Origin of the sequence: Marivita sp. S6314 (assembly GCF_023015985.1) — a bacterium.
Classification (GTDB): Bacteria; Pseudomonadota; Alphaproteobacteria; order Rhodobacterales; family Rhodobacteraceae; genus Marivita.
Map to the genome: position 1 here is coordinate 624,834 of NZ_JALKAO010000002.1, position 25,671 is coordinate 650,504.

Sequence of the window (25,671 nt, forward strand, 5' to 3'; positions counted from 1 at the left end):
AGGCGATTGATCCGGTCCGAGGGCTTCACACCCATTTGGCCAGCGGAGGCAGGCTCATCAGAACCGCATTGGCATCATGCCCGGTTTCCAGCCCGAATTTGGTGCCCCGGTCATAGACCAGATTGTATTCCGCATAGAGCCCGCGATGCACCAGCTGCGCATCCTTGTCGGCATCCGACCAATCCTGCACCCGGCGCTTTTCGACCAGTGGCACAAACGCTGGCAGGAAGGCACGGCCGATATCCTGCGTCAGGGCAAAGTCGTTTTCCCAATCACCGGTGTTGTGATCGTCCATGAAGATACCGCCAACGCCACGGGCCCGGCCCCGGTGCGGGACGTAAAAATATTCGTCGGCCCAGTCTTTCAGTTTCGGGTAATGCGCCGAGCCATGCGGATCGAGATGCGATTTTTGCGTCGCGTGGAAATGCGCCGTGTCTTCATCGTATTCGATGCAGGGATTGAGGTCCGAGCCGCCACCGAACCACCAAGCATGCGGTGTCCAGAACATGCGGGTGTTCATATGCACCGCCGGGCAATGCGGGTTCTGCATATGCGCAACAAGGCTGATCCCGGAGGCCCAGAAGCGCGGATCGTCCTTCATGCCGGGAATGCCCTTGCGCGCTGCCATCGCCATCTGCGCGCGTTCGCCCAGCGTTCCGTACACCGTCGAAACGTTCACCCCGATTTTTTCGAACACCCGACCGCCGCGCATCACGCTCATCAATCCGCCGCCCGCGTCCGAGCCGTCCTCGGAGGTGCGCTTGGTTTCCGTGACCTCGAACCGTCCCGCAGCAGCATCGCTGAGTGGGCCGGTATCGTGGCTGTCTTCCAGCCCTTCAAAAGACGCGACGATCTGATCGCGAAGGTCCCGGAACCACGCCGAGGCGCGGGTTTTCTGAGCGTCAAAGGAATCCGTCATAGCACTGTCCTGTGTTTTCGGCAGAACACTATACTCCGTCCGGAATCACAAGGCAGAGCAACACCTTGCGACGTTGCGCCCGGCTTTAGTGCGCCGGCGCCCCCACCGGATCAAGCAAGGTGCGGCCACCATCAACGGTCATGATTTGCCCGGTGACAAATCCGGCTCCGTCAGAGGCCAGAAACTGCACCGCTTCTGCCAATTCAGAAGGACTGGCGATCCGACCCAGAGGCGTGTTTTCTTCGATCTCTTCGCGGTAATCGCCGTTATGCTTCAAAGCGTCCTGAAGGCTGGCCGACATCACGGACCCAAGCGCCACGGAATTCACCCGGATGCGGTACTCGGCAAAGGCCACGGCAAGCGACCGCGTCAACTGGTCCAGCGCGGCGGTTGAGACCGAATAAGACAACAATTGCGGCAGAGTGCGACGGGCGGCAATCGAAGACAGGTTCACAATCGCCCCCGCCTGCCCCTCTTCCTTGCCGGCGGCCTGCTTGATCATGCGTTTGGCCACCATCTGGGACAGGCGGTAAGTGTTCGTCACGTTCTGCATCATCAGCGTCTCGAACGACGTGTCGTCCAGATCAAGGGGATCGGAGGGCAGCACCTGACGGCTGCCATTGATCAGGATGTCGACCCGGTCAAAGGAATCGATGGTCGCCGACAGCAGGTTGGCCAGCGTCAGACGTTCCCGCAAATCCCCGGCAAAGTAGCGGATATTGCCGTCATCTTCGGCGATATCCCCACATTCATGGCAAAGGCGCGCCTCGTCCATATCGGCAAACATGACGTTTGCCCCCTGATCCACGAAATGCCGCGCGATGGCCAGACCAACGCCGTTTGCGGCCCCGGTGACGATGGCGGTTTTGCCTTCGATCGAAAATGACATTGGGCCTAAGCCTCCTTCAACGCCGTCTGCTTGCGCCTGACCGGTCGGGGGATCTTGGTTGCTCAGCATGCAGGATTTTGAAGCGCGCGTCTCCCTCCAATTCCTTCACATGTACAAACCGCGCTGCCAGCGTCGTTTCATATGGCAGGTGGCGGTTGGCCACCAGGATCAGCTGGCCCTTGGGTTTCAACAGCCGCGCCGCCGAGGCGATGAACGCCTGTCCCAGCGATGCGTCCGGCGTTCGGGACGTGTGGAACGGAGGGTTGGTCACCACCCAGTCCAGACTGGCAGGCGCACCCCATGTGGTGGCATCTGCCCAGTGAAAGGCGACACGGTCATCGTCCAGATTGAGTTTCGCACAGGTCAGGGCGCGGTGGTCGGCTTCGACGAACTCCACATGTGTCACCTTCGGCAGCGCGAGCAGATGCCGCGTGAGGAACCCCCATCCACCGCCAAGATCAGCCCCCTGCCCCTTGAGCGATGGCGGCAGCGCCGCGACAAGCGCCTGTGACCCCGCGTCCGGACCGTCGGCGGAAAAGACGCCCGGTTGAGTGATCCAGCCCTCTGTCACCGGCGCGGGTGCGGGCAGGGTCCAGTCGGAAAACGCGTCGCTTGCGCGGAACCAGAACAGCTTGCCATGCGCCTTGGACAATTGCCCGTCAATTTCGGTGCGCGCTTTCACGGCCTTGAGCGCCGGGTCAATCCCATCGGTTTTCGCGCCGTCAACGATCACGAGACCCTCCGGCGCAATCTCCTGGGCCTGTGCGATCAGCCCCCGCGCCAGTTCACGGCTGCGTGGCAGGGTGACATGCACCACATCCACAGGACCGTCGACATGCGTGGCCACCGTTGCACCAAGCGCTGCGAACCTGTCGTAACCGGGCTTGTCATTTTGCTGAACCTGCACGGACGCGCCCTCGAAGGCGGTGACGTCAAACTCAGCATTAGGTTCTAGAAACGCCAGCCGTGCGTCCGGCGGCAGCTCAAGCGCGGCTGTCTGCAACGCGTGGTCAAGTCTGGGAAGGGTCATGGCAAAGTCCGGGAAAAGGCCCGGTTATTCCTTTTCCATCGTGCATTGCAATGGGTGCTGGTGACGCCGCGCAAAATCCATCACCTGTCCGACTTTGGTTTCCGCGATTTCGTGGCTGAAGACCCCGACGACGGCGACACCTTTCTTGTGAACCGTCAGCATGATTTCAAACGCCTGCGCATGGGTCATGCCGAAAAACCGCTCAAGAACATGGACGACGAATTCCATCGGCGTGTAGTCGTCATTCAGCAGCATCACCTTATAAAGCGGTGGCCGTTTCGTCTTGGCACGCGTTTCGACAACGACACCGGTGTCGTTGTCCTCGTTCGACGGAGGCCCAGCCTTGGGGCTGGTGGACGCGATCACGGGTGTCATCTGGGTCATGCGGAGTTGGTTACCTTGGGTTCCTTATCCTGACGCCACTATATAACCTGTCCTGACGGTGAGAAAAGAGGGGCGTGGCACGGTTATGGCGCAGAAGCTGAAAACCATAGGGTTCGATGCGGATGACACGCTCTGGCACAATGAGCGTTTCTTCAAGCTGACGCAGGACCGGTTTGAAGATTTACTGTCTGATTATACAGACAAATCCTTGCTGCACGACCGGTTGGTGGCCGCCGAGAGACGCAATATCGGTCACTATGGTTTCGGTGTGAAAGGTTTTGTGCTTTCGATGATCGAAACCGCTATTGACGTCACGGACGGCGCGGTTCCCGGGCACGTGATCCAACAGCTTCTGGATGCCGGGCAAGACATGCTTGCGCACCCGATCGAGCTTTTGCCGCATGTTCAGCACACGGTTGAAACCCTGTCGTCAACGCACCGGCTGGTGTTGATCACCAAGGGCGACCTGCTCCATCAGGAACGCAAGCTCGCGCAATCGGGCCTGGGAGAGCTGTTCGACGATGTCTCGATCGTCTCGGACAAATCGGTCACCACGTATCAAACGGTCTTTGCGCCGCTGCAGGGCGGCATCGAGGGCGCCATGATGGTGGGCAATTCGATGAAGTCAGATGTGGTTCCTGCGGTTCAGGCCGGCAGTTGGGGCGTTTTTGTTCCGCATGATCTGGTATGGGATCTGGAAAAGGCCGATCCGCCCGACAGCCCACGGTTTCACGCGATAGAGAATCTGGGGGCATTGCCCGATCTGGTGGCGGAAATCGGCTGAAGACCTTTGCCACATTCCTGCCACATTGGCTTCACTAGTAAGTGCCGAAAAAGAACCCCCTAGATGTTGCGGGATGCCGCTCCAATTTCGTCAGAAAAGGTATAAAAATAAGACCTTTATCGGCCTCACCTCATGTGTTAGCCTACTCGCAATAATAAAGCTGACCGGAAAAATCCGGCGGCATGAGGCAGAAGAGGCGGATATAGTGACGGGACGGCATAAATTGCCGGGCCGATTGGGCCTGTACGTAATCACTGCAATTTGGTTGGCCATTCTGGTGCCGATCAGCGCCATGGCTGCGCCTTATGCGGCGTTGGTGATGGACGCGCGCAATGGCGAAGTTCTGCACGCGCGGAACGCGGATACGCGACTGCATCCGGCATCGCTGACCAAGATGATGACGCTCTACATTGTGTTCGAAGCCGTCCAGAACGGCGAGATCAGCATGGACACCAAGGTGCGCATCTCAAAGAAGGCGGCGGCAGAGCCTCCCTCCAAGCTGGGCCTGCGTCCCGGGTCGCGGATTCAGTTGCGCTATCTTGTGCGGGCGGCGGCCATCAAATCGGCCAATGACGCTTCGACCGCGATCGCCGAAGCTATCTCGGGGTCGGAAGCGGCGTTCGCGCGCCGGATGAACCGCACGGCCAAAGCCCTGGGTATGAGCCGCACCACGTTCAAAAACGCGCATGGCCTGACCGAAAGTGGTCACATGTCCACGGCACGCGACATGACAATCCTGGGTCGCCATGTGCTTTATGACTACCCGCAGTATTACAATCTGTTTTCACGCCGCAGCGCGGATGCCGGCATCAAGCGCGTCGCGCACACAAACCGTCGTTTCCTGAACAGCTACCGTGGCGCAGACGGGATCAAGACAGGCTACACACGCGCCGCGGGGTTCAACCTGACAGCCTCTGCCGAGCGCGGGTCCGAGCGCATCATCGTGACCGTGTTCGGGGGCAACTCTACCGCATCGCGCAACGCGCAGGTGGCCAAGCTGATGGATCTCGGGTTCAACCGCGCACCAACGCGGATGGCGCTGCGCACGCCGCGCAAGCCGCCCTATATGGGGCGCGTCGGCAAAAGCACAACTGAAACCGTCATCGCCAAAAGCCAGACTCCGTCGACCAACACGCGCGCCAAATCCATTCGGGTTGTCGCGGCAGCCGTGACAAAAAGCCTGCGCCCGACCGCCCGGCCCGTGGCCGAACCGGTCTTGCCGGACGCGCTTGTGGCCGAGTTGAAGGAAGACATTCAATCAGTGCTGGCCGAAGTGCAGACCGAAGAGGTTCAGGAAGTCGCGGCAACCTCTGCACAGGCCGCCCTGCCCGTGGCCTCAGCCAAAGCCGCAACAGCCGCCAGCGCGACCGCGGCGGCGGCAAAGACAGCGCCCAGCGCCTCTGTAAAGCCCGTCGTGCGACCCCGCACCATAGTGTTGGCGTCGGCCTCTACCCGGCAACCCGCGCAGCCCGTCGTCGCGCGCGAAAGCGAAGTTGTGACGCGGATCTCGACCTCTGGCGGGCGGCATTGGGGGATCAATGTCGGACGCTACCCAAGCCGCTTTGCCGCCGAAAAGGCGTTGCTCAAGACCGCGCTTTCGGAAATGGCGACGCTGGACGGATCATTGCGCAAGGTCGTGAACGGCGCGCGCGGGTTTGATGCGAATTTCATGGGGCTGACCCGCGAAAGCGCGGATCTGGCCTGTCGCCGACTTCAGGCGCGTCAGGTCACCTGTTTCATGATTGGACCCGGCTGATCCCGGTATCAGGGTTTCGGACGATCATCGTAATCATCGGATAGAATACGTTCGGCGGCCCCGTCCGGGTCATCGTATTGCCGGGCTTTGACGGTAAAGACAAACGCCACAAGCCCGATGCCTCCCAAGATCAGGGATACCGGAATGAGGTAGGCAAGCACATTCATTGTCAGGTCCGATCACTTAAGACGTAGAGCGTTCAACGACACCGTAATCGAGGAGGTCGACATCGCCAAGGCGGCAATCAGGGGCGAGCACAGACCGGCAATCGCCAGTGGCACCGCAATGATGTTGTACCATGTTGCGATGGTGAAGTTCTGACGGATGCGTTTGATAGCGGTTTGCGATGTCGCCACCGCGTCGGAAATTGGCTCAAGTGAGTTGCCCAGCAGAACAACATCCGACGCCACACGCGCCGCATCCAGCGCAGAGGCCGGAGAGATCGACACATGGGCACCCGCCAAGGCAGCGGTGTCATTCAGACCATCCCCCACCATCAGCACATGCGCGCCTGCATCTGTCATCTCGTCAATCTTGGCGGCCTTGTCCTGTGGCAAAGCCTCGGCGATCCATTTCCGGATACCCAAACGATGTGCAAAGGCTTCGACGGCAGGCGTTGTGTCACCTGACATCAGAACAACGTCGTAGCCGTCTTTTTGCAATTGCGACACCACGGCTTCTGCCCCGTCGCGGATCTGGTCTTCGAAGTAGAACGGTTCGGCAGCGACCTCTCCGATACGCAGCCATGCAGAGGTGACGTTGCTGTCGCCCCCGCCAACCCAGCTTGCGCGCCCCAGTCGCACGGTCTGCCCTTTCCAAACCCCTTGCGCCCCGTGTCCGGGGATCTCGGTCAGGTTGGTGACTGTCTCGGGCTTGACCCCGGCGGACAGGATCGCCTGCGCCAAGGACTGCGACAGCGGGTGAGACGAGCCTTCGGCCAAGGCAAGCGCGATGCCCAGATTGCGGCGCGAATGATCGCCGATATTGGTGACTTCGGGTGTTCCCGCGGTCAGCGTTCCCGTCTTGTCGAACACAACGGTGTCCACCTGCGCCATCCGTTCAAGCGCGGTGGAATCCTTGATCAGCAAGCCCTTGCGGAACAGACGACCCGAAGCAGCGGTTGTCACAGCAGGCACCGCAAGGCCCAGCGCACAAGGGCAGGTGATGATCAGGACGGCAGCGGCGATATTCAGCGCGGTGCGCAGATCAAAGGTGTAGACATACCATCCGACAAAGGCCAAGGCCGACAGGATATGCACCCCGGGCGCGTACAGCTTGGCGGCCTTGTCGGCGAGCGACGTGTACCGAGAGCGCCCGGATTCCGCCACCGCCACGAGGTCGGCCATCCGGTGCAATGACGTGTCGCGCCCCACTGCGGTGGCCCGAATGGTCAAGGGACCCGTGAGATTGACCTCACCCGCGCTGACCACCTGTCCGGGGCACGCGTAGACAGGGCGTGTTTCGCCGGTCAGAAGCGATCGGTCCAATTCGGAGTGTCCGTCCACGATCTCTCCGTCAACGGGCATCCGTCCGCCGGGACGCACGCGAACCAAATCGCCGATCACCAGGTCCGACATGGCGACCTGTTCTTCGTCGCCCTCTGCCGTCACCCGCGCAACGCGGGGCACTTCCAGTGCGGCCAGTTCCTCGGCCGCAGACCGGGCGGCGGCCCGGGTGCGGTGATCCAGATAACGACCGGCCAGCAGGAAAAACGTCAGCGTGATGGCGGCGTCAAAATAGGCGTGTTCGCCCGACAGGGAGGTTTCCCAAAGCGACGTGGCAACAGCCAGCAGGATCGCCAGCGAAATCGGCACATCCATGTTCAGCCGCCCTGCCCTGAGCGCGGTCCAGGCGTGTTTGAAGAACGGCTGCGCAGAAAAGGCGATGGTCGGCAAAGCAATCGCTGCGGAAATCCAGTGGAACATATCCCGCGTCGGGCCATCCGCCCCGGACCACACGGCGACCGATAAAAGCATCACGTTCATGGCGGCAAACCCGGCAACCGCCAGCCGCATCAGCAGATCCCGGCCCGCCTTGTCGGTTTCGGTCGCCCGCAGTGCGGTTGCATCCAGTTCATGCGCCTCATATCCGGACGCTTCCAGAACGCGCACAAGATCCTCTGCGGTCAGGTCGGGCCGCGCCTCGACCTGCGCCCGTTTCAACGTCAGGTTCACCCGCGCGCCCAGCACGCCGTCTTGGGCATTCAACGCCCGTTCAACACCCGAGATACAGGCCGCGCAATGGATCGACGGCAGCGACAGGACAATGTTCACGTCCTTGGGCTGCGCCGCTTCGGCCAGAGCCTCTGCGGCGGGTGCGGCAGAACATGCGGGACATGCCGAGGTTGGGGGGCGCATCGCAACCGTCATGGATCAACTCTCGACGTGCAGAATGACGCGCTGTTCGAACGGGGTGCCGTCCAATGCGGTGGCTTTCATCCGGATATTCCAGTTGCCGGGGCGCAGGGTTTCGCGGGCCACGTAGGCTTTGCCATCAAAGGCAAAATCCGGGCTGCGGTCATCCTGCACATGGGTGGCCCGCCCCAGAACAGCGTCAAGCGTGCCGGCCTGAACAGGACGGCCTTCGGCATCCTTGATGCTCAGGATCAGCAGCCCGCCCTTGGCCTCTGCATAGACCGTCCACCCCAACGCTTCCTGATCGGCGCGGCGATCATCGAAGTTTTGCGAGGCGACATAAGAGTTCTTCACTTCCAGCCCCGGAAAGGTCGAAACGGCAGAGTAGGCGAGGAACAGGTTGACCGTGATAATCACGGCAAAGCAGCCCCCGAAGATGGCAAGCGCGTGCCAGCCGGTTAATTTGCGTTCTTTTGCCATCAGTTTGAACTCCCGTTGAAGATCGTGTCGCTATGGGCGCGGGCGCCGCTTGTCAGGTCCTCGACCCAGACGCGCACATCCGTCCGTTCGTCGCGGGCCGGAACAGAGTTGGGTGGCGCCACGATATAGACGCGTTGCAGATGCATCTGGTTCGCGGTCACGTTGACGGTCTCGTACGGTGTCCCTTCGAGTTGGACCCGCAGCGCCGGATGCCCGGTGATCGAGACACGGAACGGACGGTCTTCGCCATGCTTGTTCAGCAAACGCACGTCGTATGTGTTGCGGATTGACCCGTCAGAAAGGGTCACAAAGGTCGGATTGCGGACAGGTGCCACGCTCAGTTCGATTTCGGGGCGGATGAACAGGGCAAAGACAAGCCCGACACCCACCAGCGCCCACAGGCCGGTATACATCATCGTCCGCACACGGAAGATATGGAACCATGGTGTGCGCGGCTTCTCTCCGGCCCGTTCGCGTGGCTCGTCCGACAGTGCAAGGTAGTCAACCAGACCACGCGGTTTGCCGATTTTTTCCATGATGTCGTCACAGGCATCAATGCACAGACCGCAGGTGATACATTCCATCTGCTGCCCGTCGCGAATGTCGATCCCCATGGGGCAGACGTTCACGCAGGCCATGCAGTCGATACAATCGCCCAGCTGATCGGCGTTTTCGCCCTTGCGATGCTTGCCGCGCGGTTCGCCACGCCATTCGCGGTAGCCGATGGTCAGGGTGTCTTCATCCATCATCGCCGCCTGAATGCGGGGCCAGGGGCAGGCGTAAATACAGATCTGTTCGCGGGCAAACCCACCAAAGAAAAAGGTTGTCGCCGTCAGCAAGAGCACCGTGGTGTAGGCCACGGGATGCGCCTGGAATGTGACCAGTTGGACCAGCAGGGTTGGCGCATCAGCGAAATAGAACACCCACGCGCCCCCGGTTGCCAGTGCGATCAGGAACCAGGCGGCCCATTTCGTCAGCCGCAAGCGAATCTTTCGGACATCCATCTTTTTCTGGCGATGCAGGCGCAACCGCGCGTTCCGGTCCCCTTCGATCCAGCGCTCAACGGCGATGAACAGGTCAGTCCAGACCGTTTGCGGGCAGGCATAACCACACCAGACCCGGCCCAGGGCCGAGGTGAACAGGAACAGCCCCAACCCGGCCATGATCAGAAGACCGGCGACGAAGTAAAATTCATGCGGCCAGATTTCGATCCAGAAGAAAAAGAACCGGCGATGCGCAAGGTCCACCAGAACCGCCTGATCCGGCAATTGCGGGCCACGATCCCAGCGAATCCAGGGGGTGATGTAATAGATGCCCAAAGCGACGATCATGATGATCCACTTCAGGCTTCTGAAACTGCCCGACACTTTTTTGGGAAAGATCGGTTCGCGCGCTGCGTAAAGGCTTGGCGGCGTCTGGTTTTCTGACTGCGACACGAGACGGTTGGCTCCTACAACGGATTGGCTTGAGTGTCTTTTCTCAGCCCGTCCGGTGCCAGACTTTGACCTGCATCAAATACTGTATCTTTAAGTCACGTTTTTCTGACTTCGCGCAAAATCCACCGTAAAAACGCCTTCAGCGGCGGGCGATGCACACCGGGTTTGGTGACCAGATGGTACCCCGCGTCGCGTCGTTCTTCGAAAACCGCGACAAGCCGACCCGCCTCGATGTCTTCCGCCACCGCGATTCGCGTCGTCACCGCAATGCCCTGCCCATTGCGCGCTCCGTCGATCATCAGGTTTCCGGGCACCTCGGTGCGGGACAAAACACGTTCGTTTTGAAGGCCTTGTCCGGCCAACCACGAGGATGATTCATGGGTGCCCAGCTCTTCCAGCCAAGGATACCGGATCAGATCGGCCGGTGTTTTCGGGGTATCCCCTTTGAACAAGGCTGGCGCGCCCACAACCACGACGGGCGATGCCATCAGTTCAACGCTGTCCAGCCCCTTCCAATCCCCGGTGCCATACCGGATCGCAACGTCGATACCGCCGGGTGCGGGATCAACAAGCGACGGGCTGGGCGACATCACCATGTCGATGCCCGGATGGTCTGCCTGAAACCCGGCAAGCCGCGGCATCAGCCACGCGCTGGCAAAGGTCGGCGTGCAGCCAATGTTGAGCGGCCGATGCGCCTCGGTGTGAGACAGCGCTTCGACCCCTGCCGCAATCCGGCCAAACCCGTCTTCCAAGGCCCGCGCCAGATCCTGACCTTCGGGGGTGAGCTCCAGCGCCCGGTTTGATCGGTCAAACAGCGGAGTGCCCAGATGGGTCTCAAGCGCGCGCAATTGTTGGGAAATGGCCGCGTGGCTGACATTCAGCGCCGCGCCGGCGTCTGCCACCGATCCGCGCTGTACAAAGGCGCAAAACGCCCGAAGAGCGGATAGCGACGGCAGTTGGGACCAATTCAACATGTAATTCAAACTTACATAATGGATAATTCGCTGACTCGCATGAAATCGGAAAATTGGCAAGTTTACAGACAGTCCACATCAAACGATCGGAGACAGACATGTACGGTGTTCTTGCAAAAACCTACTTCCGCGCAACGGGCATTCCCACCAAGCGGCCCCACCGCGACACACACCGCTCTTGGTATGGCGAAGAGCTTGGCGCGAACTCTGTTCCGCGGCGGTGGGAGGATTGGAAATGATTGATCCGATTGTCTACCAGCCCCCGTCGATCTGGTACGGGCAGACGCAAAAAAACCGCGCGGCGCGATGGCCTTGGCGCGGTCAGCGATGGCGGATGTCAAAAGGGTGAGGCGATGGTCTCGTCAATCCTGTGGTCAAACCAACGCGACAAAGCGTGACAGCCCGGCCCAATATGGCCGGGCTGTCACAAGGTGTTGTTTACTCGGTGGCTTCGCCGCCGCCCAAGCCGTGCACATATACAGCGACGGCGCGCACTTCGGCTTCGCTCAGACGATCCGCCCATGAGGGCATCACGCCAAACCGGGAATAGGTCACGGTTTCATGCAAGGTGTCGTAATCCCCGCCATAGAGCCAAATCGCATCCGTCAGGTTCGGCGCGCCCTGCCAACGGTCACCCGTGCCGTCGTCCATGTGACAGGCGGCACAGTTGTCGAGGTACACGGTTTCACCCGCTTCAACCATCGACGCATCCTGTGGCTCGCCGGACAGCGACATCACGTAGTTCACCACCTGCGCAATCTCTTCGCCTTCGAGCATGTCACCGAACGCGGGCATTTCCGAATACCGGGCGTCGGGATCGTTTTCGTTGCGAATGCCGTGAGCAATGGTTTCGTGGATCGCCTCGATGTCACCGCCCCAAAGCCAGTCGTCGTCCAGCAGGTTCGGATACCCCGAGGCCTTGGCCCCAGCCGCGCCCGAGCCGTGACATTGGGCACACCACGTGCGGAACACAGCTGCACCGGCGTTTTGGGCGTATTGAACCAGCTCTGGATCATCGGCAATCGCGGTTAGTTCAACAGATGCCAGCTGGGCGTTGATCCCGGAATTGGCGTCTTCGAACCGTGCGATGTCTTCAGCCACTTCCGCGCGCGTCGAGTATCCGAGAAGACCCGGCGTTGCGGCGCTGATTCCCGGCCATGCCGGATAAGCGATGGTGTAGATCACCCCCCAGACAATCGTGGCGTAGAAGGTCCACAGCCACCAGCGCGGCAGAGGCTTGTTGTATTCCTTGATCCCGTCCCACTCGTGACCGGTGGTTTCATAATCAAGGTCGTCGTCTTTTTTATCACTCATGGCCTCGCCTCCTTGGATGCGGCGGGTTTGTCTTCGTTGCGAAACGGGATGCCTGCGGTGTCGCGGTGCGTTGTGTTGCTGCCGGGACGGATGACCCAAAGGATCACCGCCACGAAGAAACAGAACAACACAAGAAGCATCCAGCTATCGGCGAATTCGCGGAGGAATGAATATGTTTCCATGATCAGCCCTCCTCTTAACGGCTTGCGTCAGGCGTGAAGGTCGAGAAATCGACCAAGGTGCCCAGCATCTGCAGATAGGCGATCAAAGCGTCGGCTTCAGAGACACCCGGCTGCCCGTCGAAATTGCGCACATTGGTGTTTTCGCCGTACCGCTCAAGCAGACCGTCAAAGTCACTGTCCGGATCAGCTTGCGCCCGGAAATCCGCCTGCGCCGCGTCGATCATCTCTTCGCTGTAAGGCACGCCAACAAATGCGTTGGTCGCCAACAGGTCACCGATATGTTCACCTTCCAGAAGCGTTGCCTCCAGGTAGCCGTATTTCGGCATGATCGATTCCGGCACAACCGATTGCGGATCCCGCAGGTGATCAACGTGCCAGTCATCCGAATAGCGGCCACCGACGCGGGCCAGGTCAGGCCCTGTCCGCTTGGAGCCCCACTGGAACGGGTGGTCATACATCGACTCTGCCGCCAGTGAGTAGTGGCCATACCGCTCAACCTCGTCCCGCATGGGGCGGATCATCTGGCTGTGGCAGACATAGCAACCCTCGCGGATATAGATGTCACGGCCAGCGAGTTCGAGCGGCGTATAGGGACGCATCCCGTCCACCTCTTCGATGGTGTTTTCGAGGTAGAAGAGTGGCACGATCTGCACCAACCCCCCGATGGTCACGACAAGGAAGCTGAAGATCAGCAAGAGCGTCGCGTTGGTTTCAAGAACCTTGTGTTTATCAAGGATACCCATTGTCTCAGCCCTCCTTATTCGGCTGCGACGGCTGCGGGCGACGCGGCGGTGTCTTTCGCCGGGCCACGTGTCGCAGTCATCCACAGGTTGTAGCACATGATCAGAGCACCGGCGACGTACATCACCCCACCCAAGCCACGCACAACGTACATCGGGAACTTGGCGCTTACGGTGTCGGCAAAGCTGTTCACGAGGAACCCGTTTGCGTCGACTTCACGCCACATCAGGCCTTCCATGATCCCCGTGACCCACATCGAGGCCGCGTAGAGAATGATGCCGATGGTGGCGAGCCAGAAGTGCCAGCTGACCATGCTGAGGCTATAGAGCCGCTGCTTGTTCCAGAGCTTCGGCACGAGGAAGTAGAGCGCCCCGAAGGTGATCATCCCGTTCCAGCCAAGAGCACCAGAGTGCACGTGACCAATGGTCCAGTCGGTGTAGTGCGACAGCGAGTTCACCGCACGGATCGACATCATCGGGCCTTCGAACGTGGACATGCCGTAGAAGCCAAGCGAGATCACCATCATCCGGATCACCGGATCGGTGCGCAGCTTGTCCCATGCGCCAGACAGCGTCATCAGACCGTTGATCATGCCACCCCATGAGGGCATCCAGAGCACGATCGAGAACACCATGCCGAGGGTCGAGGCCCAATCCGGCAACGCGGTGTAGTGCAAGTGGTGCGGACCGGCCCAGATATAGAGGAAGATCAGTGCCCAGAAGTGGATGATCGACAGCTTGTAGCTAAAGACCGGACGTTCAGCCTGCTTCGGAATGAAGTAGTACATCATGCCCAGGAAGCCCGCAGTGAGGAAGAAGCCCACAGCGTTGTGGCCATACCACCACTGCACCATCGCATCCTGTACGCCGGCAAACACCTGAACCGACTTGGAGCCGAAGATCGACACCGGAATGCTCAGGTTGTTGAACACGTGCAGCATCGCAACCGTGACAATGAACGAAAGGAAGAACCAGTTGGCCACATAGATATGCGGCTCTTTGCGCTTGATGATCGTGCCAAGGAAGACGGCCAGATAGGCCAGCCAGACAATGGTCAACCACAGGTCAACGTACCATTCAGGCTCGGCGTATTCCTTGGACTGCGTTCCGCCCAGCACATAGCCGGTCGCCGCAAGGACGATGAACAAGTTGTATCCCCAGAACACGAACCAGGCGAGGTTCCCGCCCCAAAGCCGTGCAGCACTGGTCCGCTGCACAATATAGAACGATGTTGCGATCAAGGCATTGCCGCCAAACGCAAAAATCACCGCCGAGGTGTGCAAGGGACGCAAGCGCCCAAAGTTCATGTATCCTTGCGCCCAATCAAAATTGAGCCCCGGAAAGGCCAGCTGAAACGCGATAAAGGTTCCCGCCAGGAACCCGATCACACCCCAGAATGCCGTCGCGACCACGCCGTAGCGGACCACGTCGTCCATGTAACTTGCTTCGAGGACCGCCGCAGGCACCGGTTCATCCGTTTGCCGCAGTGTCCAGAGGAAAAGCCCAGCAGATACAGCCATGATCAATATGGCATGAACCTGATAGGCTAAATCGCGCGCGTAACTGGCCGCGATCATCGCAAAGAGCGTGATCAAACCAAGCGCGATCAGCTTGATATAGTTCAACATTTTTCGTCCCTTCGTCATACCCACACGATTCGACAGCCATGCGGGCGGTTTTTAGACTGGGGCCTTAATGCGGAATCCGATCAAACGTATCCTTGATCTGCATCAATAGATTTTGCGCAGTTTCTTGATGGGTATCAAAGCAGAGCGATTCAGAAGCGTAGAAGCTGTTATTTGAAGACTTTTTCAGACGAGGGGACCAATGATGTCTTTCAAAACAATTCTCGCTGTTGTCACGGATAAAGCACACCTTCAGGATACGATTGGTCAGGCGGTGAGCATGGCCAAGGCGGTGGACGCACATCTGGATGTTGTGTGTCTGGGCGTGGACCGGACCCAAACGGGCTACTACTACGCCGGCATGAACGCGGCGGTTCTGCAGGAAACGCTCAATCAGGCGCGCGGCGAAGCCGAAGAGATGTGCAAGGCCGCCGAGGGGCAGCTTGAGGGTCAGGGCGTCCTGTATCGCGTAACAGATGCAGTGTGCCAACTGGCGGATATCGCCCGGTTCGTGGCGTCACATGCCCGATTCTCGGATTTGACGATTGTGCCGCGCCCGTATGGCGACGACCGTGGCATCGAACTCGAACCGGTTGTCGAAGGCGCGCTGTTCGAAGGGCAATCACCTGTGGTGGTACTTCCGATCAGCGGACCGGAATTAAAAGTTCCGGAGCGCGTAGCAATCGGGTGGAACGAAAGCGCAGAGGCCCTGCGCGCGGTCCGGGCTGCGCTGCCCTTCCTGAAGACCGCCCAATGCGCGCATATCGTTGTGATCGATCCGCCGACGCACGGACCGAACCGGTCCGATCCCGGCGGGCAGTTGTCGCAATACCTGGCGCGGCACGGTGTGAAGGTTGAAATTGACGTGCTGTCCAAAACCCTGCCCCGCGTGTCCGACGTGATGCGGCGTCATGTGTCGGACATGAACGCAGATATGGTCATCATGGGGGCTTACGGGCATTCGCGCTTCCGCGAAGCGATCCTTGGCGGCGCGACACGCAACATGCTGGAAACCTCCGAAGTGCCGGTTCTCATGGCGCACTAACCCAGACGGTCGGACAGCACTGTCCGACTTACCCGGTCAGCAGACGCAGGCCTTGTGTCACATCAGACCGGACAGCCAAACGAAGGCCGGGTTCATCCCCGGCCTTCAGCGCAGAGATGATCAGGCGATGGAATTGTGGCGCTTCGGTCCGCCGCAAACGCCCGTAAAGCGCCCGCATGGTCGGCCCCAATTGCAACCAGACGGTTTCCGCCATAGCCAGCATCGCGGGGGCCTGCGCGCGCAGGTATAATGTACGGTGGAAATCCAGATTGGTCCGGATGTAGCCAACCGCATCCCGATTGGACACGGCGTCAGCAATCGTTCCATTGATCGCCTGCAGCCGATCAATCAGCGCCAGATGCGCCCGCGGCAGCGCGCGGCTTGCCAGTTCCACCTCGATCAACGCGCGCAAGGCGGCCAGTTCTTCGATCCTGTCGTTCGACAATTCAGGCGTCGACACGCGTCCCGATGCCGACATCGACAAGGCCCCTTCCGCCACCAGCCGCTGGATCGATTCGCGCGCAGGTGTCATCGAAACATCAAATTCGCGGCCTATCCCGCGCAGGGTCAACGGTTCACCCGGAGACATCTGGCCCAGCATGATCCGGTTTCGAAGACCGCGATACACGCGATCATGGGCCGACAGCTTGGGTTCGGTGGGGCGTTGCAGAACACTCATACTGAAACGTGATCACAGCACTGCGACCCGTCAAGCCTCAAACCTAAAGCGGTGCAGATGTGGGCCTTCATGCCGCAGCCAAACGCGCGCGTCTTTGTGCGGACCATAAAGCTGTTCGACCACACGCCAGAAGGCCGGTGAATGGTTCATCTCTGCCAAATGCGCAACTTCATGCGCCGCGACGTAGTCCAGCACCCGAGGCGGCGCGAGAACCAGTCGCCAAGAATACATCAGCGCGCCCGCCGACGAACACGACCCCCATCGTGACCGCGTGTCGCGCAAGGTCAGGCGGGTATAGGGTTTGCCCAGCTGTGCTGAATACCTGTCCGACGCCCGGCTTAGTTCGGCGCGGGCCTGCTCTTTAAGCCATGCCAGAAGGTGGCGGCGTCCTTTTTCCACCGGCTCCGGCAGTTCAATGACGCCGTTGCCCGCGCGCAACCGTTTGGATGTACCCTGCACCAACGCGAACCGCTGGCCCGCAACCGTCAGATCATGTCCCGGCGAGACCAGCACCTGTGCGGCCTGTTTGGCCAGATGCCCCCGCACCCAATCCTGTTGCTCGGCTGCAAAGGCCAGCGCCTCTCGTTCGGACACGCCGCGCGGAACCGTCAGGGTCACGGATCCATCAACACGCGAAATCCGCAACGTCATGCGACGCGCCCGCGCGTTCTTGCGCAGCTTAAGAGGAATTTCAGGGTTGCCGGGGAGAGTTCTGAGGCCCATATGCCGCTCGATCAAATCCGTGCCGCAAAGCCTTTGACACTGGTTCGGTGTTATGGCAGTTGGCGCAGATTGTCGATATGACCACGCAATTGAAGGGGATGACCCATGCCAAAAGAAGAATGGGGCACCAAGCGCGTTTGCCCGACCACTGGCAAGCGGTTCTATGACCTGAACAACGACCCGATCATCAGCCCATATACCGGTGAGGTTGTTGAGGTTGAGACAGGCAAGACACGCATGATTGCTGCCGACGCAGCCGACCGTCAGAGCAAAGCGAAAGCTGAAGAAACCGAAGAGGTGGATGTTCTGGACGATGATGATGTCGATGTCGAACTCGAAGACGACGATGTTCTGGACGACGACGAGGATGACAACGTCTCGCTGGACGAGATTGCGGACGTTGCCAGCGAAGACGACGATTAATTTTTGCATGGGGGCGGAATCACGCTTGATCCCGCCCCCGGCTTTGCGTAATCCAACGCGCATCACGGGGCCTTAGCTCAGCTGGGAGAGCGCTTGCATGGCATGCAAGAGGTCAGGGGTTCGATCCCCCTAGGCTCCACCAAATTCCCTTTTTTAACATCAGCCCGCTCAAAGCGCGTCGTTTACGAGACCGCCCGAATTGTCGCGATGTTCTGCGCGTTAGCGGCGCGACACGTTCCCAAGCACCGTGATCTCTGGCGCGCGATCGCTGAGCGTGGCGCAGATGATGTCTGCGAGCAGCCGGAATTCGTCTTGTCGCGATGTGCCTTTGCGCCAGATCATCCCGATTGTGCGCGACGGCGCGGTGCCTCGGAACGGTCTTGCGACGACCAGATCCTGATGCGCCACTTCGGATTTCACGTAAAGCGCGGGCATAAGGGAAACGCCCATCCCCGTCGCCACCATCTGGCGCAATGTATCAAGGCTGGTGCCTTCGTAATCATGTGACAGGTCAACGCCGTAGTCTTCCGAGATTTTTCGAACCAGTTCATACAGCTTGTGCCCCGGCTCCAACGACAGAATCGTTTCTCCTTTGAGCATGGCCGGGTCAATTTCCGGCTCTGGCGCCAGTCTGTGATCCACGGGCATAACCACCTGAATCGGCTCGCGGAACAGCGATTGCGTTTCCAATTCCGCGCGGCTCACAGGCAGCGGGAAGAACAGCAGATCCAGCGATCCGTCTTCGATGCTGGACAGTAGAACATCCGGCAACCCTTCGCGCACATACAAGCCCAGCTTGGGGTACTGCGCGTGCAAATCCGGGATGACCAATGGCAGGAAATAGGACCCAACGGACTGCACCACCCCGATGCGGATCACCGACGACAACACGCTTTGACCGGCCTTGGCGATAACATGGATTTCCGCGACCTCGCGCAGAATACGCCGACCGCGTTCGGCCACCTCTTTCCCTGTCGGGGTCATCAAGACCTTGGTACGGCTGCGCTCCACCAAGGCTGTCCCCAGACGCGCTTCCAGATCCTTGATCTGCGCGCTCAGCGTCGGTTGCGTGACATTGCAGGCTTCAGCGGCGCGCCGAAAATGCAGATGCTCTGACACGGCTACAAGGTAGCGCAATTGTTGGAGTGTCGGCATGGCCCGCCCCGTAATAGAAAACTTCTATCAAGAATACGTTCACTTTCGATTTGGTCAATGACCCGCGCAACCCTATCTCGTGCAGTGGGTGAGGGAGAGCGCGCGATGCGGCGATTCAAAAACATATTGTTCGTGTGCGATGAACAAAGCGCATATGAACAGGCGTTGGACCGCGTGTGCTGGCTGGCCAAGGCCAACGACGCGCGCGTCACCCTTGTCGATACGATTGACAGCGGTGGGGCAAGTGACCTGTCCAAGCTGTATACGATGATCCCCGGCCTTGGCAGTGACGAGATTGGCAACACCGTAATCTCTGTGCATCGCAGCAAGCTGGAAACCCGCGCCGACGACCTGCGCAGCAAGGGCGTCAAGGTGACAACCTCCGTTCTGATCGGCACACCGTTTATCGAGATCATTCGCCAGGTTTTGCGCCACAAGCACGATCTGGTGATCAAGGGCGCGCATCGCGCTGCGGGTCGGCCCTTCTTTCCCGGGGCGGACATGCATCTGCTGCGCAAATGCCCCTGCCCCGTTTGGGTTTTGAATTCGGCATCTGAACCACGGGCAAGACGCATCATGGCCGCCGTCGATCCGCACCCGTCGGACGAGGCGCGCAATCGGCTGAACCACACCATTCTTGAACTGGCGACATCGCTGGCCCGCAATGACGGGGCCAAACTGGACGTGGTCAATGCCTGGACGCTGAAAGAGGAAGCCGCGCTGCGCCACGGTTTGGCGAAGATCCCGGCAGATGACATCAACCGGCTGGTCGCGCAGGAACAAAAGCAAAGCGAAGATCGGCTGCAGACCCTGATCGCGGATTTCACGGACGCGGATGACTTTATGCGCGTGCTGCATATCAAAGGGATTGCGGCGGACGTGATTACCGAACATGTGGCGGCAGAAGGTATTGATACGATTGTCATGGGAACTTTGGCGCGCACCGGTGTGGCCGGGCTGTTCATTGGCAACACCGCTGAAACAATCCTTAACAACGTGACCTGTTCGGTTCTGACGGTCAAAGCGCACGGCTTTGTATCACCGATTGAACCCGGCACTGAAGAACGGACAAACTGATGGCTGACGGTGTAGCACATAACGCGCGCGGTAATGGATGGGTCGGCATCGTTCCGGTTCTCTTTGCCGCCGCGCTTTTCACGTATTTTGTTTCGCTGATGCCCACCATCGCCGGGCTTGAAGCGATCCGTTTTGCAGCGCCTTGGATTCCGTCGCTTGGGATTGAATTTGCGTTTCTGGTCGACGGGTTAAGCCTGACCTTCGCGCTTCTGATCTCCGGTATCGGGACGCTTGTGCTGCTTTACTCCAACACCTACCTGGCGGGGCATCCGCAATACGCCCGTTTTGCGCTGTTTCTGACGGCGTTCATGGTGTCGATGCTGGGACTCGTGCTGGCGGACGATCTGATTTTGCTGTTCGTCTTCTGGGAACTCACGACCTTTACATCCTACATGCTGATCGGCTTTTCGCATGACAGCGAAAAAAGCCGCCGCAACGCGCTTCAGGCGTTGTTTGTCACAGGTGCAGGCGGGTTGGCGTTTCTTGCGGGCCTGATCATGTTGGGGGCCATCACCGGCACGTCCAGCATTTCCGAAATCCTGACCATGGGCGAGGCGCTCAAGGCACATGCACTTTATGTGCCGATCCTGATCCTGCTGCTGGCGGGCACATTCACCAAATCGGCGCAGGTGCCCTTTCACTTCTGGCTGCCCAATGCGATGGCCGCGCCGACCCCGGTCAGCGCATTTCTGCACTCCGCCACCATGGTCAAGGCAGGAGTTTACGTCATGGCCCGGATGCACCCGGCCATGTCGGGCACCGATATCTGGCTTTGGACGCTGACGATTTTCGGTGCTGTCACGGCTGTATTTGCCAGCTTCCTCTCGCTGCGGCAGACCGACCTGAAACAAGCGCTGGCCTACACCACGCTGATGGCGCTTGGAACGCTGACGCTGTTTCTGGGGCAAGAGTCCGGCTACGCCATGACAGCCTTCGCCGCCTTTCTGATTGTGCATTCGCTCTACAAAGCGTCGTTGTTCCTGATTGTCGGCTGTATCGACAAATCCACCGGCACACGCGAAACCGACCAGCTTGGCGGTTTGGCCCGGTTGATGCCGGTCACCACCGTCGCCGCGGCACTGGCCGCCATGTCGATGGCAGGCTTCCCCCCCTTCCTTGGGTTCATTGGCAAAGAATTGAAATACGCGGGTGCAATTGCAGTCACGTCCGAGCCTGTGCTGGTGGCCGGTGCTGCGCTGCTTGCGAACTCGTTGATGCTTGCGGTCGCAGGCGTTGTCGCCTTCCGCCCGTTCTGGCGCGGCACAGTGCCGTCGACCCAGTCCCCCAAGGAAGCGCCGTGGCAAATGCTGGCGGGTCCGGTGATCCTTGCCAGTCTGGGGGCGTTGTTCGGCATCTACCCTGACCTTCTGCAAACCGCGCTGATCGACCCGACCGTACTGTCCCTGACAGGCCAGATCGAAGAAGCCAAAGAGCTGAAGCTGTGGGCCGGTGTGAACATCCCGCTGGTTCTGAGCATCGCGACCTTTGTGCTGGGTCTGATCATCTATGCCTTCCATGTGCAGGTCCGCGCCGTGATCGAACGTGTGTTCAGTGCGCTGCCAAACCTTGATCGTGGGTGGGATCGCTTTCTGGACGCGCTCAAGGCCTTTGCGAAGTGGCAGACCAACATTGTCCAGAACGGCAGGCTGTCCAGCTATACCTACGTCACGTTCCTTACCATCGCGGCCGGGATATTCCTGACGTTCCTCTATACCGGCCTGCCCGCGATCACCGTCGATCTGTCGGATGTCGAATGGAAGCACACCTCTATCGCGCTGCTGATCGCGGCGGGTGCCCTGTTGACCCTGTTCACCAATTCCCGCATCGCGGCGATTGCGGCACTCGGCGTCGTGGGGATCGGCATCGCGTTGATCTTTATTGTGTTCAGCGCACCCGACGTGGCGATCACGCAATTGCTTGTTGAGACCCTGATCGTCGTTCTGGTTGCTGTTGTCATGCTGCGGCTGCCGCTGCTGCCGAAGATGGAATTCCGTCTTAACCACGCGGTCCTGTCCGTCGCGGTGGGCGCTGCGGTCAGCCTGATCCTGATCTCGGTTGTGTCGTCCCCGCTTGATCTGCGCCTGACCGAGTATTTCGAGGTCACAAGCTGGCCCGAAGCGTATGGGCGCAACATCGTCAACGTCATCCTCGTGGATTTCCGCGCACTCGACACCTTTGGCGAAATAGCCGTGGTCGTGATTGCCGCGCTCTCGGCTTACGCCCTTTTGCGCACCACCCGCAAAGGAGATGAGAAATGAACTCTGTGATCCTCAGGGCCGGAACCTCCTACCTTGCCGGGCTTTTGCTTGTCTTCTCGGTCTACATGATGCTGCGCGGTCATAACGAACCCGGTGGCGGGTTCATCGGCGGGCTGACGGGGGCCACAGGCTTTGTGCTCTATGCCATCGGCTGCAGCGTTGGAGAGGCCCGCAAAGCGCTGCGTGTGCTGCCACAGACCATCGCTGTCTGGGGTCTGGGCATCGCCCTTGCCGCCGGATTGTTCGCCGCGGTGTTCGGAGACGCGCTGTTTACCGGACAATGGCTGTTCATCGGGGCAACCGAAGACGACAAGGGCCTGCCCTTGTCGTCGGTTCTGGTCTTCGACATCGGTGTGTATCTCGTGGTGTTCGGGTCCGTCCTCACGCTTGTCTTTGCGATGGAGGAGGAAATCTGATGGAGGTTCTTTTCGCCATAACCATCGGGGTGCTGGTGGCCGCGTCAGTTTATCTGATGCTGTCCAACCATCTCCTGCGCTTTATCTTCGGGCTGGTCCTGATTTCGAACGCCGCGAACCTGACGATCTTTGTTGCGGGCCGTCTGACCGATGGTGCACCGCCGCTGATCCCGGTAGGGGCCGATGCTCCGGTCATCGCGGCCAACGCGCTGCCACAGGCGCTTGTGCTGACCGCCATCGTGATTGGCTTTGGTCTCTTCGCCTTTGCGATTGTCCTCGTCTTCCGCGCGTGGACCTCGCTCAATTCCCTGACACCCGACGAGATGCGTCTCGCCGAACCTGAAGAGACGCCTAAGTGAGCTGGCTTCTAGCACTTCCCATCGCGATCCCGTTCCTGACTGCGGTCGCGGCCTTTCTGACGCGCAACATGCCAGTGGGGCGGTGGATTTCGATCATCGGCTCCGCCATTCTGCTGTGTGCGTCGATTGTCCTGATGAACACCGTCCTGCGAGACGGGGTCGTGGCAGGCCAGATGGGCGGCTGGGCGGCACCATTCGGTATCACGCTGGTTGCCGATCTGCTGTCTGCGGTCATGGTCCTGATCACCGCCATCGTGGCGGTTGCCGTATCCATCTATGCGCTGGCCGATGTCGACGAAAAGATGGAGCGCCTCGGCTACCACGCACTGTTCAACATGCTGATCGCCGGTGTGGTCGGTGCGTTTGTGACAGGCGATCTGTTCAACCTCTACGTCTGGTTCGAAGTTATGCTGATCGCGTCCTTCGGCCTTCTGGTGCTCGGCGGGCGGCCCGAGCAGATCGACGGTGGCGTGAAATACGTGGCGCTGAACCTCATCTCCACCATCATGTTCCTGACCGGCATCGGCCTGCTCTATGGCATGACCGGGACGCTCAACATGGCGGACCTGGCGTCGGCCGTCGACACTGCGGATCAGCGGTTGCTGACCATTGTCGCGGTGCTGTTCATGATCGCCTTCGGGGTCAAGGCGGCGGTGTTCCCGCTCTTCTTCTGGCTTCCGGCGTCTTACCACACCCCCGCGTTTTCGGTCTCTGCGGTGTTTGCCGGTTTGTTGACCAAGGTAGGGGTCTATGCGCTCATTCGGATGTTCACGCTGGTGTTCGACCACGACACTGCCTTCACCCATACGATCCTGCTGTGGGTGGCCGTGCTGACGATGGTGGTTGGCGTTCTGGGCGCCGCCGCGCAAAGCGATATGCGCAAGATCCTGTCATTCCACATCGTCAGCCAGATCGGATACATGATCCTCGGCTTGGCCCTGCTGACCCCCTTGGCGCTGGTCGGCGCGGTGTTCTACCTGGTGCACCACATCGTGGTCAAAGCAAACCTGTTCCTGATCGCGGGGGTCGCACAGCGGATTGCTGGCGGAACCGAGCTGGGGCGCATTGGCGGGCTTTATAAATCCGCACCTCTGCTTGCCATCCTGTTCGTGGTGCCCGCATTTTCGCTGGCCGGCTTCCCGCCTTTGTCCGGCTTCTGGGCAAAGTTCCTTCTGGTCAAGGCGGCGCTGGATGTTCAGGCGTGGTTCATCGCTTTTGTCGCCCTCGCCGTTGGCTTGCTGACGATCTATTCGATGACCAAGATCTGGGCTCAAGCGTTTTGGGAACCACATCCGGACGGGATCGAACCAAAGCTGTCGCGCTTGTCGACCCGCGACCGCGCGGCGTTCCTGATCCCGATTGCGGGACTTGCCATGCTGACGGTGATCATTGGCACCATGCCAGAAGCCTTTGTGCAGTTTGCCGAACGCTCTGCCGCCCAGTTGCTTGATCCAACCGCTTACATCACCGCCGTGCTGGGAGACCCGTCATGAACGCGTTTGGACTGAACCTTGTTCTGGCGATCTGCTGGGTGGCCTTTACCGGCACCGTATCGCTCAGCGCGCTGATCGTCGGCTTCATCATCGGCTATTTCGCGCTGTGGATGATCCAACCCCTGATCGGCAACAGCACCTATTTCAAACGGGTTACGGCGTGGATCAAGCTGATCATCATGTTCCACTACGAACTGATCGTTTCAAGCCTTGCAGTGGCGATGGACGTGCTGACGCCAAAACACCGGTCAAACCCCGCGATCATCGAGATGCCGCTGGATGTCAAAACCGACACCGGTATTTTGCTGGTGACCAACCTGATCTCGCTCACGCCCGGGACGCTCAGCATTGATGTCAGCGAAGACCGCAAGACACTGATCGTTCATGCAATGTTTGCAGATGACAAGGACGCGCTGGTGGCCAGCATGAAAAACGGCATGGAGCGCTGGGTGATTGACGCTGTGGAGGGCGCATAATGGATGGGTTTCTGGAACTGAGCCTTGAGATCGGCTTTATGTGCGTCGTCGCGTCGGTCGTTCTTGCCTTTATCCGCATGGTCAAGGGGCCAAGCCTTCAGGACAGGGTGGTGGCGCTGGATTTCATGACGGTTGCGATTGTCGCCTTCTGCGGTCTGGCGGCCGTGCGCTATGACACGGCTGCGTTTCTGGACGTCGCGCTGGTGCTGGCGCTGGTCGGCTTTCTGGCCACGGTCGCGCTGGCGCGCTTCGCCGAACGCAACACGTTCCGCAATCAAGAGGAGAACCGCAATGAGTGAGACGATTGCAGGCATCCTGATCATTCTTGGCGGCGTCTTTGCTGTCATCGGCGCGCTTGGCCTTGTGCGGATGCCGGATGTCCTGATCCGCATGCACGCCTCGACCAAGATCGGAACCCTGTCGACAGGGCTGATCCTTGCCGGGTGTGCGGTCGTGTTCGGCACATCCGACATCATCATCCGCGTCATCGCGATTGTGCTGTTTATCCTGCTCACCGCCCCCATTGGCGCGCATATGATGGGACGGTCGGTTCTAGCAACGGGTGTCCCGCTTTGGAAAAACGAAGACATCCCCGCGTCCAAAATCAACAGCCTGATGCACGATACGCCGGGAACCGACAAAACCGGTTAGGCACAAAAAAGGCCGCTTTGACGCGGCCTTTTTTCTTCGCAGATGAAAA

29 protein-coding genes and 1 tRNA gene are annotated in these 25,671 nt (G+C 59.7%); 14 read left to right on the plus strand and 16 right to left on the minus strand.

The features are described from left to right. Positions 1–25: 25 nt before the first annotated feature. From hemF to clpS, 4 genes are all read right to left on the minus strand, one after another. On the minus strand, positions 26–919 hold the full coding sequence (hemF, locus tag MWU54_RS07560) for an oxygen-dependent coproporphyrinogen oxidase (protein ID WP_247081857.1): 894 nt from the start codon (positions 917–919) through the stop codon (positions 26–28). 85 nt (positions 920–1,004) lie between these two features. Continuing rightward, positions 1,005–1,808: an SDR family oxidoreductase gene (locus MWU54_RS07565; protein ID WP_247081859.1), complete on the minus strand. Its 804-nt coding sequence runs from the start codon at positions 1,806–1,808 to the stop codon at positions 1,005–1,007. A 16-nt stretch (positions 1,809–1,824) separates the two neighbouring features. Beyond that, on the minus strand, positions 1,825–2,838 hold the full coding sequence (locus tag MWU54_RS07570; RefSeq protein ID WP_247081861.1) for a methyltransferase: 1,014 nt from the start codon (positions 2,836–2,838) through the stop codon (positions 1,825–1,827). Positions 2,839–2,862: 24 nt separating this feature from the next. After that, positions 2,863–3,213 carry an ATP-dependent Clp protease adapter ClpS gene (clpS, locus tag MWU54_RS07575; RefSeq protein WP_247082209.1) on the minus strand — a complete coding sequence of 117 codons (351 nt, stop codon included), beginning with the start codon at positions 3,211–3,213 and terminating at the stop codon, positions 2,863–2,865. Between the two features lie 94 nt (positions 3,214–3,307). Between clpS and MWU54_RS07580 the strand changes: the two genes are divergently transcribed. Continuing rightward, a complete protein-coding gene (locus MWU54_RS07580) occupies positions 3,308–4,006 on the plus strand; it encodes an HAD family hydrolase (protein WP_247081862.1) in 699 nt (232 codons plus the stop codon). 292 nt (positions 4,007–4,298) lie between these two features. Continuing rightward, on the plus strand, positions 4,299–5,762 hold the full coding sequence (locus MWU54_RS07585) for a D-alanyl-D-alanine carboxypeptidase family protein (protein WP_247081863.1): 1,464 nt from the start codon (positions 4,299–4,301) through the stop codon (positions 5,760–5,762). 8 nt (positions 5,763–5,770) lie between these two features. Here MWU54_RS07585 and ccoS read toward each other — a convergent pair whose 3' ends face one another. The 5 genes from ccoS to MWU54_RS07610 all read right to left on the minus strand — a co-directional run bounded on the left by ccoS (position 5,771) and on the right by MWU54_RS07610 (position 11,006). Beyond that, positions 5,771–5,929: a cbb3-type cytochrome oxidase assembly protein CcoS gene (ccoS, locus tag MWU54_RS07590; RefSeq protein ID WP_247081864.1), complete on the minus strand. Its 159-nt coding sequence runs from the start codon at positions 5,927–5,929 to the stop codon at positions 5,771–5,773. Between the two features lie 12 nt (positions 5,930–5,941). Further along, on the minus strand, positions 5,942–8,131 hold the full coding sequence (locus MWU54_RS07595) for a heavy metal translocating P-type ATPase (RefSeq protein WP_247081865.1): 2,190 nt from the start codon (positions 8,129–8,131) through the stop codon (positions 5,942–5,944). 3 nt (positions 8,132–8,134) lie between these two features. Continuing rightward, a complete protein-coding gene (locus tag MWU54_RS07600) occupies positions 8,135–8,596 on the minus strand; it encodes a FixH family protein (RefSeq protein ID WP_247081866.1) in 462 nt (153 codons plus the stop codon). Beyond that, positions 8,596–10,032: a cytochrome c oxidase accessory protein CcoG gene (gene ccoG / locus MWU54_RS07605; RefSeq protein WP_247081868.1), complete on the minus strand. Its 1,437-nt coding sequence runs from the start codon at positions 10,030–10,032 to the stop codon at positions 8,596–8,598. The genes MWU54_RS07600 and ccoG overlap by 1 nt, the downstream gene beginning before the upstream one ends. Positions 10,033–10,127: 95 nt before the next feature. Next, a complete protein-coding gene (locus MWU54_RS07610) occupies positions 10,128–11,006 on the minus strand; it encodes a LysR family transcriptional regulator (protein ID WP_348647624.1) in 879 nt (292 codons plus the stop codon). Positions 11,007–11,104: 98 nt separating this feature from the next. Here MWU54_RS07610 and MWU54_RS07615 point away from each other — a divergent pair, with 98 nt between their 5' ends. Beyond that, complete coding sequence (locus MWU54_RS07615; protein WP_247081870.1) at positions 11,105–11,245, plus strand: hypothetical protein; 141 nt, start codon at positions 11,105–11,107, stop codon at positions 11,243–11,245. Between the two features lie 199 nt (positions 11,246–11,444). Here the strand turns inward: MWU54_RS07615 and ccoP are convergent, their stop codons facing one another. From ccoP to ccoN, 4 genes are read right to left on the minus strand one after another with little or no spacing between them, the layout of a single operon-like run. Beyond that, positions 11,445–12,320, minus strand: a complete 876-nt coding sequence (gene ccoP, locus MWU54_RS07620; protein WP_247081871.1) for a cytochrome-c oxidase, cbb3-type subunit III — start codon at positions 12,318–12,320, stop codon at positions 11,445–11,447. Then, a complete protein-coding gene (locus MWU54_RS07625; RefSeq protein ID WP_247081872.1) occupies positions 12,317–12,502 on the minus strand; it encodes a cbb3-type cytochrome c oxidase subunit 3 in 186 nt (61 codons plus the stop codon). The genes ccoP and MWU54_RS07625 overlap by 4 nt, the downstream gene beginning before the upstream one ends. A 14-nt stretch (positions 12,503–12,516) precedes the next feature. Then, positions 12,517–13,245: a cytochrome-c oxidase, cbb3-type subunit II gene (gene ccoO, locus MWU54_RS07630; RefSeq protein WP_247081873.1), complete on the minus strand. Its 729-nt coding sequence runs from the start codon at positions 13,243–13,245 to the stop codon at positions 12,517–12,519. Between the two features lie 14 nt (positions 13,246–13,259). After that, on the minus strand, positions 13,260–14,870 hold the full coding sequence (ccoN, locus tag MWU54_RS07635; RefSeq protein ID WP_247081874.1) for a cytochrome-c oxidase, cbb3-type subunit I: 1,611 nt from the start codon (positions 14,868–14,870) through the stop codon (positions 13,260–13,262). A 202-nt stretch (positions 14,871–15,072) separates the two neighbouring features. On the opposite strand from ccoN, the gene MWU54_RS07640 reads away from it, so the two are divergent. Continuing rightward, complete coding sequence (locus MWU54_RS07640) at positions 15,073–15,912, plus strand: universal stress protein (RefSeq protein WP_247081875.1); 840 nt, start codon at positions 15,073–15,075, stop codon at positions 15,910–15,912. Positions 15,913–15,940: 28 nt separating this feature from the next. Here the strand turns inward: MWU54_RS07640 and MWU54_RS07645 are convergent, their stop codons facing one another. Beyond that, on the minus strand, positions 15,941–16,591 hold the full coding sequence (locus MWU54_RS07645) for a GntR family transcriptional regulator (RefSeq protein WP_247081876.1): 651 nt from the start codon (positions 16,589–16,591) through the stop codon (positions 15,941–15,943). A 30-nt stretch (positions 16,592–16,621) separates the two neighbouring features. Next, positions 16,622–17,314, minus strand: a complete 693-nt coding sequence (locus tag MWU54_RS07650) for a SprT family zinc-dependent metalloprotease (RefSeq protein WP_247081878.1) — start codon at positions 17,312–17,314, stop codon at positions 16,622–16,624. A gap of 105 nt (positions 17,315–17,419) precedes the next feature. Between MWU54_RS07650 and MWU54_RS07655 the strand changes: the two genes are divergently transcribed. Together MWU54_RS07655 and MWU54_RS07660 are read left to right on the plus strand one after the other, a co-directional pair. After that, positions 17,420–17,737 carry a TIGR02300 family protein gene (locus tag MWU54_RS07655; RefSeq protein ID WP_247081880.1) on the plus strand — a complete coding sequence of 106 codons (318 nt, stop codon included), beginning with the start codon at positions 17,420–17,422 and terminating at the stop codon, positions 17,735–17,737. A gap of 66 nt (positions 17,738–17,803) precedes the next feature. Beyond that, positions 17,804–17,879 (plus strand) — tRNA-Ala (locus tag MWU54_RS07660). Positions 17,880–17,956: 77 nt separating this feature from the next. On the opposite strand, the gene MWU54_RS07665 is transcribed toward MWU54_RS07660, so the two are convergent. After that, a complete protein-coding gene (locus MWU54_RS07665; RefSeq protein WP_247081882.1) occupies positions 17,957–18,892 on the minus strand; it encodes a hydrogen peroxide-inducible genes activator in 936 nt (311 codons plus the stop codon). A gap of 105 nt (positions 18,893–18,997) precedes the next feature. On the opposite strand from MWU54_RS07665, the gene MWU54_RS07670 reads away from it, so the two are divergent. From MWU54_RS07670 to mnhG, 8 genes are read left to right on the plus strand one after another with little or no spacing between them, the layout of a single operon-like run. Next, the gene (locus MWU54_RS07670) at positions 18,998–19,969 is read left to right on the plus strand and encodes a universal stress protein (protein WP_247081884.1); all 972 of its coding nucleotides are present in this window, start codon (positions 18,998–19,000) and stop codon (positions 19,967–19,969) included. After that, a complete protein-coding gene (locus MWU54_RS07675) occupies positions 19,969–22,227 on the plus strand; it encodes a putative monovalent cation/H+ antiporter subunit A (RefSeq protein WP_247081886.1) in 2,259 nt (752 codons plus the stop codon). Before MWU54_RS07670 ends, MWU54_RS07675 begins: the two co-directional genes overlap by 1 nt. Next, a complete protein-coding gene (locus MWU54_RS07680; RefSeq protein ID WP_247081888.1) occupies positions 22,224–22,643 on the plus strand; it encodes an MnhB domain-containing protein in 420 nt (139 codons plus the stop codon). The genes MWU54_RS07675 and MWU54_RS07680 overlap by 4 nt, the downstream gene beginning before the upstream one ends. Then, positions 22,643–23,002, plus strand: a complete 360-nt coding sequence (locus MWU54_RS07685; RefSeq protein ID WP_247081890.1) for a Na+/H+ antiporter subunit C — start codon at positions 22,643–22,645, stop codon at positions 23,000–23,002. Before MWU54_RS07680 ends, MWU54_RS07685 begins: the two co-directional genes overlap by 1 nt. Next, entirely contained in the window at positions 22,999–24,495 is a 1,497-nt protein-coding gene (locus tag MWU54_RS07690; RefSeq protein ID WP_247081892.1) for a Na+/H+ antiporter subunit D, read from the plus strand. Before MWU54_RS07685 ends, MWU54_RS07690 begins: the two co-directional genes overlap by 4 nt. Next, the gene (locus tag MWU54_RS07695; protein ID WP_247081894.1) at positions 24,492–24,971 is read left to right on the plus strand and encodes a Na+/H+ antiporter subunit E; all 480 of its coding nucleotides are present in this window, start codon (positions 24,492–24,494) and stop codon (positions 24,969–24,971) included. Before MWU54_RS07690 ends, MWU54_RS07695 begins: the two co-directional genes overlap by 4 nt. Further along, complete coding sequence (locus tag MWU54_RS07700) at positions 24,971–25,270, plus strand: monovalent cation/H+ antiporter complex subunit F (protein ID WP_247081896.1); 300 nt, start codon at positions 24,971–24,973, stop codon at positions 25,268–25,270. The genes MWU54_RS07695 and MWU54_RS07700 overlap by 1 nt, the downstream gene beginning before the upstream one ends. Next, positions 25,263–25,622 carry a monovalent cation/H(+) antiporter subunit G gene (mnhG, locus tag MWU54_RS07705; protein WP_247081899.1) on the plus strand — a complete coding sequence of 120 codons (360 nt, stop codon included), beginning with the start codon at positions 25,263–25,265 and terminating at the stop codon, positions 25,620–25,622. The genes MWU54_RS07700 and mnhG overlap by 8 nt, the downstream gene beginning before the upstream one ends. The last annotated feature ends 49 nt before the right edge of the window (positions 25,623–25,671 follow it).

What these genes read in the sequence shown, in the direction of transcription:
- MWU54_RS07625 (WP_247081872.1), bottom strand. Translation starts at nt 12,502, where the DNA reads ATGGAAACATATTCATTCCTCCGCGAATTCGCCGATAGCTGGATGCTT.
- MWU54_RS07695 (WP_247081894.1), top strand. Translation starts at nt 24,492, where the DNA reads ATGAACGCGTTTGGACTGAACCTTGTTCTGGCGATCTGCTGGGTGGCC.
- ccoS (WP_247081864.1), bottom strand. Translation starts at nt 5,929, where the DNA reads ATGAATGTGCTTGCCTACCTCATTCCGGTATCCCTGATCTTGGGAGGC.
- hemF (WP_247081857.1), bottom strand. Translation starts at nt 919, where the DNA reads ATGACGGATTCCTTTGACGCTCAGAAAACCCGCGCCTCGGCGTGGTTC.
- MWU54_RS07650 (WP_247081878.1), bottom strand. Translation starts at nt 17,314, where the DNA reads ATGGGCCTCAGAACTCTCCCCGGCAACCCTGAAATTCCTCTTAAGCTG.
- MWU54_RS07670 (WP_247081884.1), top strand. Translation starts at nt 18,998, where the DNA reads ATGCGGCGATTCAAAAACATATTGTTCGTGTGCGATGAACAAAGCGCA.
- MWU54_RS07595 (WP_247081865.1), bottom strand. Translation starts at nt 8,131, where the DNA reads ATGACGGTTGCGATGCGCCCCCCAACCTCGGCATGTCCCGCATGTTCT.
- mnhG (WP_247081899.1), top strand. Translation starts at nt 25,263, where the DNA reads ATGAGTGAGACGATTGCAGGCATCCTGATCATTCTTGGCGGCGTCTTT.
- MWU54_RS07565 (WP_247081859.1), bottom strand. Translation starts at nt 1,808, where the DNA reads ATGTCATTTTCGATCGAAGGCAAAACCGCCATCGTCACCGGGGCCGCA.
- MWU54_RS07680 (WP_247081888.1), top strand. Translation starts at nt 22,224, where the DNA reads ATGAACTCTGTGATCCTCAGGGCCGGAACCTCCTACCTTGCCGGGCTT.
- MWU54_RS07580 (WP_247081862.1), top strand. Translation starts at nt 3,308, where the DNA reads ATGGCGCAGAAGCTGAAAACCATAGGGTTCGATGCGGATGACACGCTC.
- ccoP (WP_247081871.1), bottom strand. Translation starts at nt 12,320, where the DNA reads ATGAGTGATAAAAAAGACGACGACCTTGATTATGAAACCACCGGTCAC.
- ccoN (WP_247081874.1), bottom strand. Translation starts at nt 14,870, where the DNA reads ATGTTGAACTATATCAAGCTGATCGCGCTTGGTTTGATCACGCTCTTT.
- MWU54_RS07655 (WP_247081880.1), top strand. Translation starts at nt 17,420, where the DNA reads ATGCCAAAAGAAGAATGGGGCACCAAGCGCGTTTGCCCGACCACTGGC.
- MWU54_RS07600 (WP_247081866.1), bottom strand. Translation starts at nt 8,596, where the DNA reads ATGGCAAAAGAACGCAAATTAACCGGCTGGCACGCGCTTGCCATCTTC.
- ccoO (WP_247081873.1), bottom strand. Translation starts at nt 13,245, where the DNA reads ATGGGTATCCTTGATAAACACAAGGTTCTTGAAACCAACGCGACGCTC.
- MWU54_RS07640 (WP_247081875.1), top strand. Translation starts at nt 15,073, where the DNA reads ATGTCTTTCAAAACAATTCTCGCTGTTGTCACGGATAAAGCACACCTT.
- clpS (WP_247082209.1), bottom strand. Translation starts at nt 3,213, where the DNA reads ATGACACCCGTGATCGCGTCCACCAGCCCCAAGGCTGGGCCTCCGTCG.
- MWU54_RS07700 (WP_247081896.1), top strand. Translation starts at nt 24,971, where the DNA reads ATGGATGGGTTTCTGGAACTGAGCCTTGAGATCGGCTTTATGTGCGTC.
- MWU54_RS07615 (WP_247081870.1), top strand. Translation starts at nt 11,105, where the DNA reads ATGTACGGTGTTCTTGCAAAAACCTACTTCCGCGCAACGGGCATTCCC.
- MWU54_RS07610 (WP_348647624.1), bottom strand. Translation starts at nt 11,006, where the DNA reads ATGTTGAATTGGTCCCAACTGCCGTCGCTATCCGCTCTTCGGGCGTTT.
- MWU54_RS07570 (WP_247081861.1), bottom strand. Translation starts at nt 2,838, where the DNA reads ATGACCCTTCCCAGACTTGACCACGCGTTGCAGACAGCCGCGCTTGAG.
- MWU54_RS07665 (WP_247081882.1), bottom strand. Translation starts at nt 18,892, where the DNA reads ATGCCGACACTCCAACAATTGCGCTACCTTGTAGCCGTGTCAGAGCAT.
- MWU54_RS07645 (WP_247081876.1), bottom strand. Translation starts at nt 16,591, where the DNA reads ATGAGTGTTCTGCAACGCCCCACCGAACCCAAGCTGTCGGCCCATGAT.
- MWU54_RS07585 (WP_247081863.1), top strand. Translation starts at nt 4,299, where the DNA reads ATGGCTGCGCCTTATGCGGCGTTGGTGATGGACGCGCGCAATGGCGAA.
- MWU54_RS07685 (WP_247081890.1), top strand. Translation starts at nt 22,643, where the DNA reads ATGGAGGTTCTTTTCGCCATAACCATCGGGGTGCTGGTGGCCGCGTCA.
- MWU54_RS07675 (WP_247081886.1), top strand. Translation starts at nt 19,969, where the DNA reads ATGGCTGACGGTGTAGCACATAACGCGCGCGGTAATGGATGGGTCGGC.